Source organism: Pseudoalteromonas sp. HM-SA03, from assembly GCF_002289345.1.
GTDB lineage: Bacteria > Pseudomonadota > Gammaproteobacteria > Enterobacterales > Alteromonadaceae > Pseudoalteromonas.
On record NZ_NSDG01000056.1, the window covers coordinates 15,460 to 36,306 of the forward strand.

General features: G+C 43.3%; 17 protein-coding genes. 5 read left to right on the top strand and 12 right to left on the bottom strand.

From position 1 onward, the window contains the following. Nucleotides 1–38 precede the first annotated feature (38 nt). Complete coding sequence (locus CKO50_RS11875; protein WP_095728317.1) at nucleotides 39–260, top strand: EF-hand domain-containing protein; 222 nt, start codon at nucleotides 39–41, stop codon at nucleotides 258–260. A 1,070-nt stretch (nucleotides 261–1,330) separates the two neighbouring features. Here CKO50_RS11875 and CKO50_RS11880 read toward each other — a convergent pair. From CKO50_RS11880 to CKO50_RS11895, 4 genes are all read right to left on the bottom strand, one after another. Then, entirely contained in the window at nucleotides 1,331–1,777 is a 447-nt protein-coding gene (locus tag CKO50_RS11880; RefSeq protein WP_095728318.1) for an Hsp20 family protein, read from the bottom strand. Nucleotides 1,778–2,033: 256 nt separating this feature from the next. Next, nucleotides 2,034–2,246: a 4-oxalocrotonate tautomerase family protein gene (locus CKO50_RS11885; protein WP_095728319.1), complete on the bottom strand. Its 213-nt coding sequence runs from the start codon at nucleotides 2,244–2,246 to the stop codon at nucleotides 2,034–2,036. Nucleotides 2,247–2,256: 10 nt separating this feature from the next. Then, nucleotides 2,257–2,625, bottom strand: coding sequence for a nuclear transport factor 2 family protein (locus CKO50_RS11890; protein WP_095728320.1), 369 nt, complete (start codon nucleotides 2,623–2,625; stop codon nucleotides 2,257–2,259). 7 nt (nucleotides 2,626–2,632) lie between these two features. Continuing rightward, the gene (locus CKO50_RS11895; protein WP_095728321.1) at nucleotides 2,633–3,247 is read right to left on the bottom strand and encodes a glutathione S-transferase family protein; all 615 of its coding nucleotides are present in this window, start codon (nucleotides 3,245–3,247) and stop codon (nucleotides 2,633–2,635) included. Between the two features lie 124 nt (nucleotides 3,248–3,371). On the opposite strand from CKO50_RS11895, the gene CKO50_RS11900 reads away from it, so the two are divergent. Beyond that, the gene (locus CKO50_RS11900; protein ID WP_141240138.1) at nucleotides 3,372–4,274 is read left to right on the top strand and encodes a LysR family transcriptional regulator; all 903 of its coding nucleotides are present in this window, start codon (nucleotides 3,372–3,374) and stop codon (nucleotides 4,272–4,274) included. Nucleotides 4,275–4,330: 56 nt separating this feature from the next. After that, entirely contained in the window at nucleotides 4,331–4,582 is a 252-nt protein-coding gene (locus CKO50_RS11905; protein WP_095728322.1) for a TIGR03643 family protein, read from the top strand. 35 nt (nucleotides 4,583–4,617) lie between these two features. On the opposite strand, the gene CKO50_RS11910 is transcribed toward CKO50_RS11905, so the two are convergent. The 3 genes from CKO50_RS11910 to CKO50_RS11920 all read right to left on the bottom strand — a co-directional run bounded on the left by CKO50_RS11910 (nucleotide 4,618) and on the right by CKO50_RS11920 (nucleotide 7,720). After that, nucleotides 4,618–5,163: a GNAT family N-acetyltransferase gene (locus tag CKO50_RS11910; RefSeq protein WP_095728323.1), complete on the bottom strand. Its 546-nt coding sequence runs from the start codon at nucleotides 5,161–5,163 to the stop codon at nucleotides 4,618–4,620. Nucleotides 5,164–5,225: 62 nt separating this feature from the next. Beyond that, complete coding sequence (locus CKO50_RS11915; RefSeq protein ID WP_095728324.1) at nucleotides 5,226–7,280, bottom strand: S9 family peptidase; 2,055 nt, start codon at nucleotides 7,278–7,280, stop codon at nucleotides 5,226–5,228. A 134-nt stretch (nucleotides 7,281–7,414) separates the two neighbouring features. Further along, nucleotides 7,415–7,720: a hypothetical protein gene (locus tag CKO50_RS11920; RefSeq protein WP_095728325.1), complete on the bottom strand. Its 306-nt coding sequence runs from the start codon at nucleotides 7,718–7,720 to the stop codon at nucleotides 7,415–7,417. A gap of 96 nt (nucleotides 7,721–7,816) precedes the next feature. On the opposite strand from CKO50_RS11920, the gene CKO50_RS11925 reads away from it, so the two are divergent. Then, nucleotides 7,817–8,722, top strand: coding sequence for a LysR family transcriptional regulator (locus tag CKO50_RS11925; protein ID WP_095728326.1), 906 nt, complete (start codon nucleotides 7,817–7,819; stop codon nucleotides 8,720–8,722). On the opposite strand, the gene CKO50_RS11930 is transcribed toward CKO50_RS11925, so the two are convergent. Continuing rightward, nucleotides 8,705–11,305 carry a TonB-dependent receptor gene (locus CKO50_RS11930; protein WP_095728327.1) on the bottom strand — a complete coding sequence of 867 codons (2,601 nt, stop codon included), beginning with the start codon at nucleotides 11,303–11,305 and terminating at the stop codon, nucleotides 8,705–8,707. The genes CKO50_RS11925 and CKO50_RS11930 overlap by 18 nt on opposite strands. A gap of 99 nt (nucleotides 11,306–11,404) precedes the next feature. On the opposite strand from CKO50_RS11930, the gene CKO50_RS11935 reads away from it, so the two are divergent. Further along, nucleotides 11,405–13,510 carry a winged helix-turn-helix domain-containing protein gene (locus tag CKO50_RS11935; RefSeq protein ID WP_095728328.1) on the top strand — a complete coding sequence of 702 codons (2,106 nt, stop codon included), beginning with the start codon at nucleotides 11,405–11,407 and terminating at the stop codon, nucleotides 13,508–13,510. Nucleotides 13,511–13,547: 37 nt separating this feature from the next. Here the strand turns inward: CKO50_RS11935 and CKO50_RS11940 are convergent, their stop codons facing one another. The 4 genes from CKO50_RS11940 to CKO50_RS11960 all read right to left on the bottom strand — a co-directional run bounded on the left by CKO50_RS11940 (nucleotide 13,548) and on the right by CKO50_RS11960 (nucleotide 20,725). Continuing rightward, on the bottom strand, nucleotides 13,548–14,876 hold the full coding sequence (locus CKO50_RS11940; protein ID WP_095728329.1) for a TonB family protein: 1,329 nt from the start codon (nucleotides 14,874–14,876) through the stop codon (nucleotides 13,548–13,550). Nucleotides 14,877–15,135: 259 nt separating this feature from the next. Continuing rightward, nucleotides 15,136–17,712, bottom strand: coding sequence for a TonB-dependent receptor (locus tag CKO50_RS11945; protein ID WP_095728330.1), 2,577 nt, complete (start codon nucleotides 17,710–17,712; stop codon nucleotides 15,136–15,138). 443 nt (nucleotides 17,713–18,155) lie between these two features. After that, nucleotides 18,156–19,382 carry a threonine/serine exporter ThrE family protein gene (locus CKO50_RS11955; protein ID WP_095728331.1) on the bottom strand — a complete coding sequence of 409 codons (1,227 nt, stop codon included), beginning with the start codon at nucleotides 19,380–19,382 and terminating at the stop codon, nucleotides 18,156–18,158. Between the two features lie 332 nt (nucleotides 19,383–19,714). Further along, nucleotides 19,715–20,725 carry a LacI family DNA-binding transcriptional regulator gene (locus CKO50_RS11960; protein ID WP_095728332.1) on the bottom strand — a complete coding sequence of 337 codons (1,011 nt, stop codon included), beginning with the start codon at nucleotides 20,723–20,725 and terminating at the stop codon, nucleotides 19,715–19,717. Nucleotides 20,726–20,847 lie beyond the last annotated feature (122 nt).

Below are 20,847 nucleotides of genomic sequence, written 5' to 3' on the forward strand. Positions count from 1 at the left end.
TGAAACGAACAGTATTTACATTTTTTGAGGAATAAATGATGAAAAACGTACTAATTGCACTTTCAATCACAGGTTTATCTTTCGCGTCTGTTAATGCTATGGCGAGTGAAGACTTCGCTGCGCTAGATACAGATCAAAGCGGCACAATCAGCATGAGTGAAGCACAAGCGCATACTACACTTGCAGAGCAATTTAAAGCGCTAGACGTTGATGCAAACGGCGAGCTAAGCGAAGCAGAATTCGCAAACTTTAAAGGCTGATTAGGGCTATATCAGTAAATTTACCTGCGCAAGGGAGTGACAGAGGAAAAGGAACTGATGTCAGGGAGCAGGGAATAGAGTTCAAAGATTATGATTATTGTTGAGTTATTTGGCAACATTACTGATTTGTTCAACTAAGCGCCTTTTTTCGGGCAAGTTTAAACAAACTGGTATAAAGGAATACGTACAGCGAGGCATCGCTATTAGAATCTTTGAGCTCCAAATTGAGAGTTTGGATGTCATTAGGGAAGTAAAGTGAAGGATCATAGTCGGTAAGAGTAAGGCGGTTATTCGCACCGCACCCAAAGCTTGGCTTAATAGCCAAGCTTTTTTTTTGTTTTTCGGTTTTCGTTATTTTTTATGCTCAGCGATCCGCAAACGCCCATTAAGACGGCGAGTATTAATATAGAGTGAAACTTGATTGAATAGATAAACATTAAGTCACGCTTAGATATTCTTTTTCCCCTAATCGAAAGTCTGATAAACCTGCTTTAGCCATGTAAAAGTTAGCTTCTAGCTTTATTTAACGTTACAGTCGATCTAAACAACAACTCCAATTCAGTTGTACTAGCATCATAAGCGTAACTTTATTACGCAAAGAAGAGTAACATTGGCTAGACGAGGAAGCGATTTAAGAACTGCAATAAAGGTGGTTAAAGCAATCGACAGAGCTAGTAATCAAGCTGCTCGTGAAGCTCAACGTAGAGAAAAAGCGAGGCAACACCCCTCTTCCGGTTGCTGTCAGTATAAATGGTGTTCTACCTAAAAATCACAGCTCAATCTACCCAGCAAGTCGCTTTTACTAATCGAAACTCCATGTCAGTTAAAGTGCCACCTTTAAAAATCTAGCACTGCGAAATAGGAGATGCTTTACGCAGCGATCTTTGTGTTTTTATGTTTGATGGTTAGTCCTAGTCGCCAATTAGGTGGTATAGATATATACGCTGCTAACTCAAAACGTATTCAACGCTATAAAATGGGTAAACTAACAACTCAAAACAAAAAAGTCGCCTGAGGGCGACTTGGAAACGTGACATCATGTAAAAACAGGGAGAAGAGACCTCAATCGATTATTTATTTTCGATGAGGTTGCTTTTGCCTATTTCAATCTTTCTTGGCTTGAGTGCTTCTGGAATTTCGCGCTCAAGGTCGATGACTAACAGGCCGTTTTCAAGTCCTGCGCCAATTACTTTGACGTGATCGCCAAGTTGAAATTTACGCTCAAAGTTACGCTCTGCGATACCTTGATGGATAAATTTACGCTCAGCTTTGTCTTCTTTGTTTTGCTTTTCGCCTTTGACTGTCAGGGTATTGTTTTCTGACTCAAGGCTAAGCTCTTGCTCGGTAAATCCGGCAACAGCCATGGTAATTTGGTATTTGTCTTCACCGGTGGCTTCAATGTTATATGGTGGAAAGCTTGGTTGCTTTTCGTTGCGTGATGCTGCATCCATTAACTGTGCTAAATGGTCAAAACCGATGAATGAACGATAAAGTGGAGATAGGTCTACTGTACGCATAATTTGTATCCTCATAAAGCGATAATTAAGCTATTTATTGCTTTGATTAAAGCCAATAAATAGCATATAAAACATTTACTTAGTTTGGGTTGGGACCCTGTCGGCGTCCTCACAATACTATCTATGGACGAGGCAAATATTTTTCAAGAAACTTTTTTAAAAAAGTTTTTATTTACCTGAATTTTATAAGATTCTTTTTCAAGAAAATTGTCTTTGCAGGTAAAGAAGCACCATCTGATGCCTCTTTCTTAGTGCGTCATTTAGGACTTAAGTTTTGCTGTCTCAACATAGAGACTTGATCAAACCCTATTCCCCAGTCGTCAGTTTCAACTTCTTCTATAACGACAAAAGTAACATGTGGCGCTTTATCAAGGACATCCACCATAAGCTGAGTTGCACCTTTTATTAAGGCTTGCTTTTGAGCAGGTGTAACGCCTTCCTTCGTGATTTTAATATTGATGATTGGCATTGGTTATCTCCTACAGATCATCATACATTTTGTTGACGATACGCCATTGTCCATCTTCTTTGAGTAAACCAATAAAGTCGATATAGTGATGTTCAAACAGTGGACAATACAGCTTGACCATTGCTTGATGGTTTACAACATCCACCGACAAAATACGGTAATTAAAAGCAGCGCTTTGGCTTGCGGGCGTTTGTCGAGATGAGACCAAATCTAGCCACTGTGATTTGGTGCGCCTCATTCCAGGAGCTTTGAGCACCGCGTCAACGTGGAAAACTGCATCCAACTTTTTAATATCTCCTTGGTGTAGCCCTTCAAAATATTGTTGAATAACCGCAGTTACTTTGTCTAAATCCCGTAGTTTGAAAATAGGCTTAGTCATATTAGGCTCATGCGCCTGTACTGTGTGCTTGTTCAGCTGCTATCGAGGCGATAAAGCTGGGTCTTGCCTCAACTGCAGCTAACATCTTGCTGACTTTTTCTGGAATGACAATGTCGACTGGAAAATAGGCGCCCCAACGCGCATATACAGCCAGCATGATATCCGCAGTGGAAACCTGATCGCCGCCTAAAAATGATTGCTGCGCTAACTTTTTCTCGACTAACACCCATAATTCGTTGATGGCAACCGCTGCCGCTTCTAAAAATGGCTGGCGTGCATGCTCGTCAGCAATCGCACCTGTGGCAAAAAACAGACGATTGTAAGCCGGATGCATCGTAGCATTGGCAAACAGAATGTTTTCTATCGCTTGTTGCTTTTGAAAAACATCAGCTTGAGGAAGAAGGTTATTTTGGTGTTTATTGAGTAGATAAAGTAGGATTGCAGCTCCTTCTACCAAGCTGTTTTCGCCATCGTTAAGAACCGGGATTTTACCTGTTGGGTTAATGGCTAAAAAGTTATCAATACCGCGTTTGTCAACCAATTCGAAGGGTTGTTTTAATTCTCTTAATATGACTTGCGTTGCTAGCGCACAAGCACCTGGTAGGTAATATAACGTATACATAATGGTTTTCCTCATTTGCTTCTTGGCTAAAAGACAAGCCCAGTGTATAAACTAGATTCTGTTTGATATATAGCTACAATGAGAACCAAGAGTTCACGTGGTGGAAACAATAATCAAGGAAAGTATGAACAAGCTACGAGCGATAGAAATGTTTGTAAAACTGGCTAAGGTACGCAGTTTTACTCGTGTTGCAGAGCAATATAATACGTCCAAATCCATGATCAGTAAGGAGATCAGCCGACTAGAAGCTGAGCTTGGTGCACGGCTTATACATCGCACCACACGTAATTTGCAGCTCACGCATGTGGGAGAAGGCTATTTGCAACGTGCTAAGGATATCCTCAATAAGTTAGAGGATGCAGACACCTTCATACAAGAGTCGCAGCAAGCACCAAAAGGTAAGCTAAAGGTGAATGTGCCAATGGTGCTTGGGATCACTGACTTGGCTGCAATGTTTGCCGATTTTATGCAAGCGTATCCCGATGTCGACCTTGAAATACATTTAGGGGATGAGGATATCGACTTAGTTGAACAGGGGTTCGATTTAGGTTTTCGGGCTTCCAGTCGCCCGTTTGACTCAAGTTATATAGGAAAAGAAATTACTCAATTTAGCTATCATGTATGCGCCTCACCACAATATTTAGGTAGTCACCCTGCTATCGAATCAGCACAAGATTTAATTCATCATAATTGTTTTGAATACAGCTATTCAAAACGCAAAAACTTATGGCCATTAGACGAAGGTGTACGAATAAAAGGCTCCCTTAAAGTGAATAATGTCCTTTTTATGTTGCAGGCAATTAAAAGCCATTTGGGAATAGGGGTTTTACCTGAATTTGCCTGTAGAGAAGCGCTTGAAAAGGGCGAGGTCGTTAGTATTTTACAGTATGCTGACAAGCCCACTCTGGCCTTATATGCACTGTATCCCGCACGCCAATTTGTGCCAGCCGCGGTACTTCAGTGTATCGAGTTTTACAGGCTTGGTTTGAGCGTGATGGGTCTTAATTATGGCCGTAAGTATTTTTAATCGAATGAACTGCTTGCTACGTATCTTTACTTTTAACTAGTGTAAAGGCAAAGCAAGTGCAATTTAGTGACTCAGAAACTTCCAGGATAATTGAAATGGCGTGGGAAGATAGGACGCCATTTGAAGCTATCAAGCGACAGTTTGAGCTTAGTGAGCCTGAAGTGATCAAGTTGATGCGCCATAGCCTAAAACCCAGCAGTTTTAGGCTGTGGCGGCAACGAGTAAAAGGCCGCAACACAAAGCATATTAAGCTTAGAAGCAAAGCGGTCAATCGCGGGTATTGTAAAACCCAATACAAACAAAGGTAACGCGTTATTTAAACCTTTGGGTATTAGTCTTTGCTTTATTGAAGGTCGCTTGCAAGTATGCCGTATAGTGCAGAGTCTGAAATTTCGCCAGCAATTTCCCAGCGAGCGCGTAAGTGGCCTTCTTTAGTAAAACCAAGTTTTGTGAGTACCTTGGCTGAGCCAATATTAGCAGGATCAATCTCTGCTTCAATTCGCCGCAACTTTAGTGTTGAAAAGGCATAGTCAATGAGTGCTGAGCCCACTTCTTGAATGACACCTTGGCCCCAGTGAGATTTGGCAATGCCAAAGCCAATTTCGGCGCGACGTGACTCTTTATCCCAGCTAAACAGTAAACACTTACCAATTAATGTTTCATCACTTTTCGAAACAATGGCCAGTGTGATCGCTTGTTGCGTAGTCAAATCTTCATGTGATTGCTTGATAAATTGCGTTGCATCCTCACGGCTATCCCAAGGTGGCGTGTTCCAATAGCGCATGACGTCTGCGTCTGAGAATATGGCAAATAGCGCTTCGGCATCTTGTGAGGTTAAGGGTCTAAGGGTGAATCGCTCGGTGTCGAGTTTGATTGTAGTTAATTGCAATATCTTTTATCCTTGATAAAAAAGGGCGCAAATTAGCGCCCTCAAACATTAAGCTAACTTACTTATTTATTTGCGTCTTTAACGGCTTTTAGCTTCGCAGCGTGGTCAATTTCGTAATCTGGCATGTCTTTTTTGCCTTCGATTAGGTAGTTGTCCATCCAGCGCATTAAGCGCAAGCTGTAGTCATATTGAGCCGCTGCTTTGCGGTTACCGTGACCTTCGCCTGGATAGTAAACTAGACGTACGTCTTTACCTTGCACTTTCATATAGCGATATAGCTCCATAGACTGTGCTGGGTGTACTCGCGGGTCATCTTTACCATGCATAATGAGTAATGGCGTCTTTGATTGACCAGCCCAGTAAATCGGACTGCGCTCTAAGTACCACTGCCACTTATCCCAAGGGTAAGAGCGAGCGTGCACTAAGTACATTTCGTTTGAGATATCGGTAGTACCAAACTTAGATAGTTGGTTCGTTACCCCAACAAACATCACGCTTGCTGCAAAGTGTTCGGTTAGTTTTGTAGCACCCCAAGCAGAAGCATAACCGCCGTAAGAGCCACCAGTAATACCAACACGCTTAGTGTCTACTAAACCGGTATTGACTAGGTATTCTTTCATATCTACTAAGTCGTCAAACTCTTTACCTGCGTAGTCGCCTTGGCCCAGTTTTGAGTAATCAACGCCTTTACCAGTCGAACCACGGTAGTTTGGATAGAATACCGCATAGCCGCGTGCCGCACCCATTTGACCTGGATCTGAATAGCTTGTGAGCCAGCCATTTTTATCGTGGCTTTCAGGGCCACCGTGCACCGACATAATGAGTGGGTAACGTGTACCTTCTTGATAATCAAGTGGATAAATTAATACGCCACCAATCTCAACGCCATCACGGGCTTTGAAGTTAATTGCCTCTTGTTTTGCAAAACGTTTGTTATCTAACCATGGGTTAGAATTCGATAGACGAGTCGCTTTGCTCGAGCGGATCATAAACACCTCATTTGGGTGCTTAGCGGTGTTTGCACGTAGGGCAATGGTCTTGTCCGAATCAGAGATTGATAGATTCGATGCGATGAATTTACCTTCTTTGATAAGCTTCTTGTATTTTTTAGAGCCAACTTTAATTTGGCCGACAAAACTTTCAGCGCCGACGTTTGCGACAAAAGTTAGCTGGTTCTTACGGTTTGACCACTCAAAATCACCGATGTGACCCATAAAGTTCGGGATCCATTCTTCTACTTTGCCGCTTTGAGCATCGGCAAGGTATAAGCGACCAGTTGCCGGGTCGTGCTTATCTTCAGCGCCTAAAATCGCGATGTATTTACCATCGTGAGAAAACTCTGCGGTACCAAGTTTGCCTTCTGTTTTGAATGACGTGGTAATTTGTTGTGTTTTTGCATCAAGTACATGCCATTGTGACTTCATATATTTGTCATCAATAAGCGCTGTTGGCTGCGTTTTTACCAGTAATTTAGAGGCATCGTCAGCCCAGTTAATTTCACTTACATAGCCTTCGATATTCAGTGCCGCTGGGGTCAGCGGTTTTTCTGATGTCGCAAGATCAATGATATGAAGCTGTTTGTTTTTTAAACCCAGTTCATACACTTCAGCCATAAAACCAAGCTTTTTCAGCTCTTTTTCTGACTTGTCGGCAGCTGGCATTGCAAGGATTGCAACCTGTTTGCTATCAGGGCTTAGGCTATAAGCCGAGATCCCTGTTCCTTTTAGTGAAAGCACTTTCTGTGCTTCCCCACCGTTTACCGCGATGCGATAAAGGGCGCGTTGCTTGTCTTCTTTTTTCTTGGTTAGGAAATAAATGAACTGACCGTCGGCCGACCAAGAGATGCTTGAGATGCTCACTTTACCGGTGATAAATGGGCGCTCTACCCCTTCGTCGTCAACCACATAAAGTTCACTGTAATTAGAACCATTTTGGTCAACGTAAAGCTCACGTGGTACCGAGCGAGTAAAAGCAACGAGTTCGCCGTCAGGACTCACCGACGTTGAGCTTACCGATTGGATCTTTGGGATGTCTTCAATAGTGATGGTATCGCTTGCGAGGCTTGCAGCACTGGTGAAGCCCATTGCTAAAGCCAAAGCAGACTTAAGTAGTTTCATTATTTATCCTAAATTTTCATTCACTTGTTGTAACTTCAAGATGAAGTTTTTAGGCATTCTACTTGTCACCAGAATAAAAACCAATGTTTGCGATTAATTGTCGGTTAAGCCTGATAAAGCGAAGCAGCTATCTTTTATAGGCCAAAATTCAGCACGCCTGAATAATCAGCCTGAAATGGCATAAGGTGATTAAGAGCATACGAAATGTTGCCTTTGTCATCCATGATGTAGATAGAAGCACCACAGTGTTTGCAAAAACCATGCTCTTGGATGGTTTGAGCTTTCGAATGCGGCACCACAAATCGTTCGAGAGATTTACAAGGGTTTTCGATCAGACCGTGAGCCTGAATAAACTGCACACCAGTGCATATTTCGTTGGCTGTTGTCGTGGTGAAAATACGATAGTGGATCTGGCCGCAGTGGCACGACGTGGTGATCATGTTGATGTCCTTTGTTTTCTTTTGAGTTAAGTTTACTTTTTATTTTTAGTTAATATATATTCATTTGGTGTAAAGACTTTTTCCTAAGAGGAAATAATGAGAAAGGAATACGATAAACTTCACTTACTTAAAATATTATGTTGTGTCGCTGAGCAACACTCCTTCAGTCGAGCTGCAGAGCAGCTCGGTACTACGACTTCAGCGGTGAGTAAATCGATAGCGCAGCTAGAGTCGTCTTATGGACAAGTACTTTTAAATAGAACAACCCGTAAACTCGCCTTGTCTGACGCCGGTAAGTTGGTTTATGAAAAAGGGAAAAAGATCCTTCGCGCGCTACGCGATTTGGAAGAGGAAGTTGAACAAGTTGGTGTGCATCAATCCGGGCATCTAAAAATAACCTTTCCAAATACGATAGGGCGTATGCTACTGAGCCAAATTTGTATCGATTTTCAAAAGCGCTATCCGCAAATAAAGTTAGAGCTGATGTTTACCGCAGCAAATCAGGATTTAATCGAAGATGAGATTGATGTCGCTTTTAGGCTCTCTGCTGCACTTAAAGACAGTCAATTTTACGTCTTGAAATTAATCAATATAAACTCGACTTTTGTTGCCGCTCCCAGTTATTTGGCAGCCCACGGGAAACCCGAGCAGTTGGATGAGCTGAGTCGGCATAACATGTTGTTATCTAAACTTAATCATGTTGAAGATAGTTGGCATGACGGAACTCGGAGTTATGCTTTGCAAGGCAATTTGATAGCGAATAGTCGCTTTCACATTCGAGAGGCGGTGTTGGCAGGATTGGGGATTGCCATGCTACCGTCTTATTTCTGCCAACGGGATATTGATTCGGGCGCTTTGGTTGAGCTGTTTCCCGAGCAAAATAGGCCCGAAGTTACTTTGCATGCCATATATAAAGTGAAACGAGAGCACTCTGCAAAGCTAGATTTATTCTTAGGGTTTGTACAGGCGCAATTATCATGCAAATCAGAATTGGTACCTTAGCCCCGCGTAATAGCGTCGACCATTCACATATATCCCCGTTGGTGCGTACTCATTGCGATCATAGGTATAGATTTGTTCGTCGGTTAAATTAATAAACTCAAACTGCGCATCGAGGTTATCACTTAATTTAACCGTGAGGCTGCCATCTAATTGACCGTAATTATCCATCATGGTCTCGCCTACACCCGTGGCAAACTGGGTTCGATAATTATAGCTAAGTCGTGCGCTAAATTGGTGGTTCTCGTAGTAAGCGGTGAGGTTAGCGCTGTGTTTTGAGGTACCTGGTACTTTGTTCTGTAAGCCAACATCAGTGTTATCGCGCTCTCCATCAACATAGGTGTAATTGGCGATTAACCCAAATCCGTACGCAAGTGTCTGCTGGTAACTTAGTTCTACGCCACGGATACTGCCGCCAGCGCCATTACTAGGCCTATCGATAGACATCAAAATGCCTTCGTGACGCTCAAGTTTTCGCTCAAACTCAATAAAAGACTCCACATCCTTGTTAAATAAGGCGATTGAGGCGAGTCCTGCATCGTCAAAGTACCACTCAAGGCTGGCATCAAACTGCGCCGCTCTATATGGATCTAGGTTGGCGTTACCACCTTGTCCTTGAGCTTGGGTCACGTTGTAATTGGTTGAAGGCATAAGGTGGTGAAATTGCGCTCGTGACATGACGCGTGCAACGGAAAAACGGCCAACTAGATTTTCGCTTAAATCAAACTTGATATTGGCGCTGGGGAGAACATCGGTGTAATCCCGAGACTCTTCGTGCCAAATATAGCTGTCGGGCGCTTCGATGGGGGAGGCGACACGTTTAAATGCGGCGGAGTCTTGAAAGGTTTTGACCACCCGGACCCCGATGTTGGCAGCGTAGGATTCACCTGCGAGTTGCACTTGACCGTAAGCGGCGGCGGTTTTTTCTGTAATATGAAAACGACTGGCTTTTTCTATCTCTTGTTCAAAGTTGAGTGTATCGAAGTCTTTGGCGAGCAGCGCAATATCGGCATAACTGTAGTTTTTTAAGGTGTTAGCATTACCTACACCGCGCAAATAATCATCCACAAAAGTGCCTGGATAGGCGGCCAGTGTAGTGTCAAGCACCCCAGCTAGGCCGTCAAGCCCTCCATTTTTGGAGCGATAGCGCAAAAAGTCTCGTTGATGGTCCTTGAGTTTAATGCCAAATTTAATCGCGTCGACCTGCTTAAAGTCGATATCGTACGCAAAATCGGCTTGCACGAAGTATGATTTATCTTTGCCGTCTTGGCTGTCATTTCGCGCTTCGGTGATAAACCAACTCGCCGCATCTAACGGAGAAGTCCCATAACTTGCGACGATGTTTTTTCGCATTGACGTATCAACATGAAAATGGGTGTTAGCGGAAAACTGTGACGTGACGTCTTCTTTGGTGCCACCTGAACCGTGGCTCAGACCCACTTGAAACTGGCTCGACCAATAAATGCCATCGTAGACCAAATCTAGATGGGCACTTTTGGTGCTGATCTGCGAGTCTCGCCAAATGGCTTCCATGCTGGTATTGAACGGCGCTGCTGTGGGTAAATAGTGGGCGCTCACCAAAGTACCATCTTGTACTTGTAAATCGGTTACCCCGCCGCCTAGGTCAATAGACTTTGCACTTTGCCAGAGAAAGTTTTGATTGTTGTTGTCTGCGTTTAGATGAGAATAAAGTAAGTGACTATTTAACCTAAGCCGCGGGGAAAGCTGGAATGCGGCATTGACTGTATAAGCCTGCAACTCTCTTTGCTGCTGAAAAATCGCGGACCCCCCACCTCCTGGAAACCACAACGTTTGGCTTTTATCTTGCGGGGTCTGCTGGGTGGCAAACCAAGTATCATCATCACCTTGGTATAATGTTCTATCGTGCCACCCCCACGATTCTAGGCCGTCGCGTCTGAGGCTGCGATCTCGTCGTGTTGCGGTAAAAAGTACAGCATAGTCGCCACTTTCGCTATGGTAGTTATAAATTGCAGATAATTGTGGGTCGAGTTTATCGCTCAAGTCACTGTATTGGAACTGGGCTGTTACAACGCCATAGCCTGAAGGCGTAAGTAGAGGGTCGCGGGTTTTTATATTGATAGCACCACCTAATGAACCTTCATCCTGCATGGCTTGTGGTGTTTTGAACACCTCGAGGGTAGAGACGATTTCACTGGGTAATAAGGTAAAATTAAAGCCTCGGCTTGGCTGACTTGAGATCCACCAATCAGCCGAGGCCAGGTATTGACCGTTCAAATAGGTTCTATTTTGCTCGGGGGTTGTGCCTCGCACGCCAATCCGTTCACCTTCACCTTGTGCTCGAGAGAGTGAGATACCGGTGATCCGTTGCAGCGCTTCTGCGACGTTTTTATCTGGAAACTTACCTATGTCTTCAGCACTGATCGTATCTGAAACTTGTTGATTGTGACGTTTATTACTGAGAGACTTGACAACGCTGTCATGAAAAGCACGGATTTCAATGCGTTCTATGGTATTTTCAGCTGTCTGATTTTGCTCAACGGCATAACTTGCAGCTGTGATAAAGAATACGCTACAAGAAACTGTTCGGATGAGAAATTCTGACATTGTGCTCAACTTATAATACGAGTAAGTTACCTTTAGTTGATACCCATAATACGCTTTTATTACGGGCCTAACCATAGTTTTACAAATTTTTAGTAGTTGATGGTTGAAAACTTAGATAAACGTTTTTTAATCAATGAGATACTTGTCGACCTGAGCAATTTATCTGTGTGTGTTGACGGTTCTTGGAGAAGCATCGAAGCGAAACATGCAGCATTATTGCGTCTATTGATTGCTAACAAGGGACAGGTTGTTACTAGAGATGCGATCTTAGATATCGTATGGCCCGGTACTATCGTCAGTGATAATTCTGTTAGTCAACTGGTGGTACAACTACGTAAGCTGCTTGGTGATAGTTCAAACGAGCCAAAAATAATTAAAACGGTACCGCGCCTAGGTTATCAATGTATTGCACAAATCAAAAAAGCCCCGACGCTACTTGAGCAAGTAGAAGAGCTGTCTCGTGGGCGCGGCGCACAATTTGCGCTGCTCGGGTTTTTTATGGGTCTTGTGGTATCTTTGCTTGGCGTTTTTATTACCAAGCAGTGGCAAAGTGACTTGCAACAGCAGCCCGTCACAGCAACTCGGATCACGTCCTCACCGGGTGCTGAAGTCTTTGTGCGCTTTTCTCCAAATGGTAACTATTTAGCCTACAGTTATTTAGCTGAGGGAGCCGATCAATTTGATTTGGCGGTCTATGATCTTGAGACTAAAACAACCCATACGATAAAAAGCAGCGGTTATAGTGAAGAGTCAGCAAGTTGGTCTTTAGATGGTAACTGGCTGATTTATTCGCGCTCGGATCCGGTTTCCTGTGAAGTACGCGCGTTACACGTAAAAGGTCCAATAGAAATGTGGCGACTAGCGCGCGATAGTGTGCTTGGCAGCTGTAATAGCGCACAAGACTCAGCGCCTTGGCTTGAATATCGAGCGGGCCATTTTATCACTAAGTCTTGGGATAAAGCTGGGACCTATTTGCAATCTGTAGCGGTCACTTTTGCGGATAATCAACCTAAAGTGCTCAACACTACGGCCTTGCCTATTCATGACGTAACACATTATCAAGTTAACCAACAAACGCTGTTGTATCAGGTAAAAGAGCAGGGCGTTTATCGGCTTAATCTGGGGCAACTTGGGGACCTTGAAAGCCAAACCACCACACTCTCCAAGCAGTCTTTTTCGGCATTGAGTCATGGTTATGAGGACGATACGGTTATTATCGCCAAACAAAACTTGAGTGTACTTAAAGGTCGTGAGCAACAGTTATTATACTCCGGATTTGGTGCGATATCTGAGATTGATGTCAATGCGAACTTGCGTGCTTCGGCGCACACTGAGGGCGTGGCTGAAATTAACTTTTATCAGCTTGCTGTAGACGCACAAAGCGAAGCACAGCAAAAGCAGTTGACGTCGCCCGCAAGGATGGACCTACTTGCCGCATTGTCTGATGATGGCGCACATTTTGTGTATGCCTCGGTGACAACCAAAAATAACGATGCGCCACAATTTGAGCTGTGGCATAAACATGCTTTTCGGCCAACGTCGAGTTTGCTTGGTACGATGCCGCTGGGAGAAGTGCCTATTTTGCTATTGCTGTCGCCTAATAACGAATATCTCGCCGTATTATCAAAGTCGCACAAAGTGTATTTAATAAGCTCTTTTACTAAAGAGGTGAAAAAAGTAGTTGATAACTTTGCCGAAATTGCCGACTTGCATTGGTCACAGGATGGTAGAAACCTGTATTATCGAGCGAAGCTCTCGGCGGAAGCAAAATGGCAGGCATGGCAATTTACCGTATCTCAAGGGCGCAGTGAGCAACAACCTCTGGTAACGCACTCACCTGATTTACCTCTTACTCAAAAGAACCCTAGCTTTGTGGGATACAAAGAACAAGTTAGGGAATACCTAATTACTGCGCTCACTGAGACATTTGATGTAGAGCAGTTACGTGGATCTTTATCTCTTTATCAGCCTGCAGTATACCGAGACGGGGTTTACTTTGTACTGAAAAGAGGCCACCAATTGGTGCTTTATCGTTATTTAAGTAGTGAAAACAAGGTCGAAGAAATTCAACCAATTGGGTTACACCTTTACGCGGGGTTTACCGAGCTACAGGTATTATCAAGCTTTGATGGCAGTCAGGTAGTATTCAATCGGATCAACAACTATGAAAGTGACATAGTATTACTGGAGTACGGTGACCGATGAACACAGTAATGTAACGAAGCTCAGTGTAGATAAAGAGTTAGTTAGCTAGCTTTTGCTGGAATAAGCGTATTGCTTTACTACTCCAATTGCGCTGTGATGCCGACTTCAATGCTTGTGAGGCAAGCTTCTTGGCCTCTGCCTGATTATCCGTAAGCTTGGCAGACAGTAGCAGCAGTTCAGGGTGTTCGGGATCGATGGTGAGACCATGACGCAGCCAAGCCTTTGCCTGAGTTTTGTCGTTGAGACGAGTTAAATAAGTGTTTGCTAATAGAAGTGTGGAGCGCAAATGGCCGTTGTTCGAAGCTTCGGTAAGTACTTGTAGCGCACGTGGAGTATCTTGCAGCTCAGTGTTTGTAAGCAGTGATCGTGCTAAGCGATATTTTGCGATATCCATGGTTTGTGCTGCGTGTTCAAGCCAAAGTACACTAAGTCGATGCTCTCCCACATTGATAAGCTGAGTCGCTAAGCGATATTGTGCCAAGTCCAAGCCATTTTTGGCTGCGGCTAAATACAGCTCATTTACCGGCTCTTCAGAGCGCCAGTGATAGCGCAGCAGCTGATACGCGTTGTAATCTTTCATACTCAACCAGTTAGCAATATAGTATTGTACTTGCGCCACACCACGCTCAGCCGCGTCGATATTCTGCCTTAGCTGTTTTTCGTAGGCTTTCTTTTGAATGGCTAAGGTTTCGCGATATTGCTCGCCTTTATATGTCGCAAAATGGTAAATCAAGGTGTGTGCTTGTTTTGGACCACTATAGCGCCACTTCTCTACAGCATTTAACAGGCTAGCGGTGAATATATGCTTGGGATAGCTATCTACGACCTCGATATTGGTTGCCTTACCGCTTTGGTCGATATCAAACTCTAACCAAACCCAGCCCTCAATCCCTTGTCGTACGGCCTCATCAGGGTAGTCAGGTAATACATCATGAGTTTTACTTGGCGTAGAAACGATATTGGGTTGTTTGAGCCGGGCAAGTGTTGAATCAAATAAATAGGTGTTTGCCAAACGGTTTTTTTGAAGAGTTACGAAATCCTTTAGACCACTTTGGTCGTCGGACTGCTGCAAAACGAGCTGTGCAGTTTGAAAGGCTTCAGCGATACCGAATTCTTTAGCCAATGAAAACCAAGCAAAGGCATTTGCGGCACTTTGTTCGGTTCCTTGACCATACAAATACATCACTCCAAGGTTATACATGGCATCTGCATTACCTAATTGAGCTAGGCGATTGAATTCAGAAAATGCAAGCGTGAATTCTTCATTTTGATAGGCGAGGGTAGCATCGTAAAGATCGGCTTTTGTTAGCCAACTCATGCTCAGAAAAAATGAAAAAATAAGCCCTGAAATGAGATTATTACGCATTTTATTGATTACTCATCCTCGGACTGCTCTTTGGGGTTGCTGTGGTCATTTTGAATAGGCTATATAACCACAATATATGGGAAATTTAAATAATAAAAGCTGATAGCAAACGCTATCAGCTTTTTGGAACTCCGGGCAGGGAGTTTACTAAGTCGAACCTGTGTTAGCTTGGAAGCGACTTAATTCGAGTCATGAAACTATTTCCTTTACGACTAATAAGACCAGATTTAGCGGTAAAAGTTTCATTCGTTATTCGGCGTTAGAAGTTAAATCTAACCCCTGCGCTAAAGCGCCTTCCATCGGCATAGACACCTGTTAGTGCTTGCTCAACTCCCTTTTCCTGATAGCTAAATGTATGTTCATCTGTCAAGTTGATGGCCTCAAGAATAAATGCCACATTTTCATTGTAGTTATAGGTAAGGTTGGCATCTACTTGACCGTAATCGTCAATGTATCCTGGCCAGTCTCGACCTGTATCATACCCTGTTCTGAAGTTGTATGAGATACGAGCACTAATGAATTCGTTTTCATAATAAGAACTCAGGTTAACAGTGTGCTCAGAGTTGCCAGGGATAGTGATATCGTTACCTTCATCGTCTTTGGCTTCACCATCTACATAGGTATAGTTAGCTGCAACGCCAAAACCTTCGTATAGTTCTTGTTGATAACCGATTTCTAGACCTTGAATGCGGCCTGCTTTACCGTTAACAGGGCGACTGATCAGCACTTCTTTACCTTCGTGAGTTTCAAGTGCCGGTTGGCTTTCGATAAACGACTGTATATCTTTGTAGAAAAATACCGCAGAAAACAGGCCAGCGTCACTAAAGTACCACTCGATACCGGTATCAAACTGCGTCGCTCTATATGGGTCGATGTCAGGATTACCACCAGTGCCAGTTTGTGTTTCTAGGTTATATGAGGTTGATGCTGTCATATCGGCGTAATCTGGGCGAGACATAACTCGCGCGGCAGAAAAACGCATTAATAAATCGTCATCTAAGTCAATCGCCAAGTTAATGCTCGGAAGAATGTCGAAGTAGTCCTTTTCTTCCGTTGTCCATACCTCAGCACCTGACTCACCTGCAAACGCGGATGAGGTTTGTTTGGTATTTACAAGTCTTACACCTAAATTACCGCGTAGACCATCTGCATCCAGATTCGCTTTAATGTAGCCTGCGGTAATTTTTTCATTGATATCGAAAGTACTGGCCTTCAACACTCGGTAATTCCAACCCAGCGCATCACCTTCTTGGCGTATTTTGTCTGGATCAGTAATTGCATAGCTGCGCGTTGTGCCTGCTGAGCCTATGCCAGATAGATAATCAGATGGCATGGCTTTGGAGTAATCAGCTAAACTCCAGTTTAAGTCGGTACGATTGTCCGTTGTGTGTTTGGTATTAAAACGACTGTGATCACGATATTTAAAACCCACTTTGATCTGGTTAAAAATAGCGACATCAATTGGGCGTTTAAAATCGGCTTGAAAGTAGGTTTCATCATCTTTCGCATCATTGCTGTCATAGCGTAAAAAACCTAAATCCCATTTATCACCATCGTTTGGATCGGCGGCATAACTGGTCTTTATGTCTTCCTCTTGTGAGGCGTCAAAGCTGTGAACATAGTTGCCTTCCCAACCAACGGAGCGATCAGCTTGTGAACCACCCGAACCTTCTGTGTAACCTAAGTGGTAAGAGGATTCCCAAAGTTGCCCTTGATATTCAACTTTTAAGTCGTACGATTTGGTTTTGAGCTCAGAGTTACGTACTTTGGTCTCATCCAGAATGTTATTACCATCTGGCGATAAGCCAAGCGTACCGCCTACGGCCATCTTTCCAACTACGGGGTGGTCGATAACGGTAATGTCAGTGTATTGTGAGCCGCCGTAACCGGGTAACCACAGGAAGTTTTGGTTTTCATTATCGGCTTCAAGTGTAGAATCTAACGCATTGAATACAATGTCCATGTTTTCACTTGGACGATATTGCAGGGCTAGGTTTATACCCGTGCGCACGCGCTGCTGTGAGAACATTGCTGAGCCGCCACCGCCAGGGCTGTAGACATTGTCGACGACGGTACCATCTTCAAGTGTGATATCACGATAGGTCCAAGACCATGCTTCAATACCATCACGGCGCAAGTTACGTTCTTGGCGCACGACGGAAATTAAGGCGCCAAAAGATTCATCATCGGTCTTAAAGTTGTACATAGCGGAAAGTTGTGGGTCGGTTTCACCTGACACTTCGCTGTGCTGTGCGATAATTGAACCTGCAATTTTATTTGCTTCTAAATCAAGCGGCTTACGTGTTCTAACAATCACGGTTCCACCAATAGAACCTTCATCAATATCGGCTTCTGGTGATTTGTAAACTTCAAGCCCAGAAATGATTTCAGAGGGTAACATTGTGTAGTTAAAACCACGGCTTGCCGCTGAGTTAGTCCACCAATCCGCTGAGCCAACGGCTTGACCATTTAATAAGGTCCGGTTTTGGCTTTCACCTGTGCCTCGAATGCTAACACGTTCACCTTCACCAAAACTACGCGTGATTGAAACACCTGTAATTCGCTGTAGTGATTCGGCAACGTTTTGGTCTGGAAATTTGCCAATGTCTTCGGCGGTTACTGCATCAACAATGGCGTCAGAGTATCTTTTTGTATTGAGTGATTGAACAACGCTGCCACGGATCCCTCTGACTTGAATAACTTCAACTTCACCATTTTTAGCTGCTTCTTGATTGTTGTTTTCTTCAGCGAGTGCTAGACCCGGTGCAAAAAGTACCGATCCGAGCAAAGATTGGCTGATTAATACAGCCAGTTTTTTCTTGTTATTGCGAAACATAAATTCCCCTTGAGTGCATATACCAATTAGCCTTAATACTTGCTCAGTTTGAAGGAGTAAATCTGACACTAACTGCGTTAAAAATTTCTTATTTAGAGCAACTAAATAGCAAAATTTTTGCCTTGTTATCGACAAGGTTTTCTCGCCTCAAAATAGAACACTTAATTAAGATAATTGGTATTACTTGTGATTGAGAGGTTGACCTCGAGAAAGATTAAACACCAGCGGGGTTTGTTAAATCTTGAATTGAAATGAATAGTTATGAATTTGGTGGTTTTTTGCTTTGATTTTTCTTATTTTATTGAAATGTATGGTTATAAAATAATTTTTTCTGGCTTTTATGCTGTTTAAGTTAAGTTTACTAGAGTGATTTTGCTTTGTTTTTTGTTAACATTCATAACTAAAAAGAACTGGAGAGTAGCCTTTCCAGTTCTTCTTGAGCGTTATAAGCTCTTTTTAGGTGGCAGCACAACGTTTGAGAAGATAAGGCCAGCGATAAGAGACATAAATATTAAAAAGGTTTGTTGGCCAATATGGTCCGCATGAACAAAGCTTTGGCCTTCAATTAAAGAATTAAGTCCAATATAGGTTTTAGAACCAGGGACCAACACAATCAAACCTTGCATTGCAACAATGGACGCAGGGGCATTTACCACACGGTTAAAGACATTACTAAAAACACCCACTGCAAATGCCCCCACAAATGTACCAAGTGCATAATCAAAGTAAACCGCAGAGCTGATACTGGCTGCGTAGGCGATAAAGCCAGATGCGAGCGACCAACTTGCATGGCGTAACTTTGTTCTAAAGATAATAACTAGGCTGCTACAAAGTAATAGTACTGCAAGCCAAGCTGTCCAGCGTGGTAATGGTGATGGTTGTATAAAATCAACTTGACCAAAAAACGCAAACCCTAAACTGATCCCCAAAAATGCACCGAAGTAGAGCTTAAAGAGCAACATAATAGAGTCCATGACTCTTGCGGTGCCTGACACTAGATGACGAGCCGATAATTCAGCAAACCCAAGCGCCAGCGCCAAACCAGGTATAAACACGATAATGGCCGAAAGTACCACCAAACGAATGTTGATCTGTGGGTCAATGTACACAGACACAGCACAAGCAGCAACCGCTGATACGATGGCGACCAAAGGCTCAAGCATATGTGTTACACGCTTGGAAATACTCGCCCAAAGCACGAATAAGTAAACCACAAGCGATAATAGCGCCGACCACCATACGTCATTCCAGCTAGTCCCCATCAGCATTGCAAACGCACCGCCTGAAGTTGCAAATGCAAGACCCGTCATTAACTTATTATATGGAGGCTTAGCGTGCAAAATGGCTTCAAGGCATTGTTCGGCTTCTTGAATTGAAAGCTCACCAGATAACACGCGTGTTGCAACGTCATCCGTATCTGCCAATGAACCTAAATCATGGTCGCCAGGGTCAACACGTGCCACATGGGTATATTCTTCTTCATGACCTTCGGTCCAAATCACAAAAGTGACAGACGTCGGAGACATGACAAAGGAAGACTTTAACCCTAAGTGTGTGGCTACTTCCATTAAGTGTGCTTCGAGTCGATAGGCAGGGGTACCGTATTTGTGAAGCATTTTGCCTAACTTCACAATAAAGCGGCGTTTCTCTGTAAAGGTTGCGTTATTCAACGAAAGAGAACCTTAAATATGTAATGCCAATTCTACTGAATGAAGCGAATTGGCGAAAATGTTAAAAAAGTATGGTGTTTGAAATTAAAAAAATCAAACTGAGCTCATCATGGGTACGCGCTGCTAGTAAGATACATATCATTCTAGATTTTAGTGATGTTTTTGCTCACGAATTTGATATTCGCAACAGACTATTTGCATAGGTAAATTTGGCGGCCAAGATTGCTGCGAATTCTATCCAGATTCTCAGTAATGTCTATAGTTTTGGCCGCAAATATTTGCATTTTTTATAAACAGGTCTCAGCACTACATTTATTACTAAGCGCTAGGAGTTACGATGATTCTCTGATCTGCAATGAAACATCTACCAAGGTTCTAACGGCAGGTTGTGATTTGTTTAAAATTTCGGATAACGTATGGCATGTCCGCTTACCGATGTCGTCGGCATCAATTCTGATACTCGTTAATGCGGGCTTCATCAGCTGGGAGTCTTGCAAGTCATCAAAACCGACAACCTTGATGTCTTCACCAGGTACTAGTCCGTGTTCGCGCATGGCTTCAATTGCACCATATGCAATGACGTCACTAAAGCAAACGATAGCTTTTATCTCTTTATGGTTAGCGATGAGAGTATTAAACGCTTCTCGGCCCCCTTGACGATTTGTTGGAGCTGCGATCGCAGGTTGCGCTTCATTTAATCCATTAAGCTTTAGAGCGCTTTGGAAACCAGACAGTCGTTCATGGTAATCAGAGATTTCAGGGGTGCCACCAAGAAAAGCAATGTCTTTTATGCCTTGCTCAATGAGGTGAGTTGTTGCTAGGTGAGTCCCTTTTTTATTGTCAGGTAGAATACAGGGGGCTTTCGCGAAGGCCACTTCACGCATAATGGTAATAACTGGAAATCCAGAGTCAGCCAATTGGTCCAGCCACTCTCGAGGGGTACTTGGTGCTGGCACCATAACAAAGGCACAAACGTTGTATTCTTTAAGAGTATTAACGACTTGGCGCTGGCGATTAAAATCTTCACCTGTATTTACCAGCATAGGCACCATACCTAATGCGTAAATATGCTTTTCTAATCCGACAGCAAGCTGAGCAGAGTACGGGTTAGTTAAGTCGTTGATAACAACCGCAACGAGATTAGACTTTTTACTACGTAGCGCTGCTGCGTCGCGATTATAAACATACCCCAGCTTTTCGATGGCTTTTAATACTTTCTCTTTGCTTTTATCACTGACTTTATCACTATGGGTTAGGACAAGGGATACTGTTGATTTAGAAACTTGTGCCTCTTCGGCAACATCAAAAATGGTAACCTTAGCGAGTTTTTTATCGTTGTTCATGCTAATTCGTATCAATTATGGCTGGTTAAGTGACTAAGTGTACATCAAGTTTTCATCGCATTAAATCGCAAATCTCTGCACATTTCCCGATAATCGTTATATGATCACCTGCTAAACGCCGA

Coding starts and splice junctions, on each gene's coding strand:
- CKO50_RS11880 (WP_095728318.1), bottom strand. CDS start 1,777: ATGCGTACAGTAGACCTATCTCCACTTTATCGTTCATTCATCGGTTTT.
- CKO50_RS11915 (WP_095728324.1), bottom strand. CDS start 7,280: ATGAAACTACTTAAGTCTGCTTTGGCTTTAGCAATGGGCTTCACCAGT.
- CKO50_RS11935 (WP_095728328.1), top strand. CDS start 11,405: ATGGTTGAAAACTTAGATAAACGTTTTTTAATCAATGAGATACTTGTC.
- CKO50_RS11920 (WP_095728325.1), bottom strand. CDS start 7,720: ATGATCACCACGTCGTGCCACTGCGGCCAGATCCACTATCGTATTTTC.
- CKO50_RS11875 (WP_095728317.1), top strand. CDS start 39: ATGAAAAACGTACTAATTGCACTTTCAATCACAGGTTTATCTTTCGCG.
- CKO50_RS11895 (WP_095728321.1), bottom strand. CDS start 3,247: ATGTATACGTTATATTACCTACCAGGTGCTTGTGCGCTAGCAACGCAA.
- CKO50_RS11945 (WP_095728330.1), bottom strand. CDS start 17,712: ATGTTTCGCAATAACAAGAAAAAACTGGCTGTATTAATCAGCCAATCT.
- CKO50_RS11885 (WP_095728319.1), bottom strand. CDS start 2,246: ATGCCAATCATCAATATTAAAATCACGAAGGAAGGCGTTACACCTGCT.
- CKO50_RS11940 (WP_095728329.1), bottom strand. CDS start 14,876: ATGCGTAATAATCTCATTTCAGGGCTTATTTTTTCATTTTTTCTGAGC.
- CKO50_RS11890 (WP_095728320.1), bottom strand. CDS start 2,625: ATGACTAAGCCTATTTTCAAACTACGGGATTTAGACAAAGTAACTGCG.
- CKO50_RS11960 (WP_095728332.1), bottom strand. CDS start 20,725: ATGAACAACGATAAAAAACTCGCTAAGGTTACCATTTTTGATGTTGCC.
- CKO50_RS11900 (WP_141240138.1), top strand. CDS start 3,372: ATGAACAAGCTACGAGCGATAGAAATGTTTGTAAAACTGGCTAAGGTA.
- CKO50_RS11925 (WP_095728326.1), top strand. CDS start 7,817: ATGAGAAAGGAATACGATAAACTTCACTTACTTAAAATATTATGTTGT.
- CKO50_RS11930 (WP_095728327.1), bottom strand. CDS start 11,305: ATGTCAGAATTTCTCATCCGAACAGTTTCTTGTAGCGTATTCTTTATC.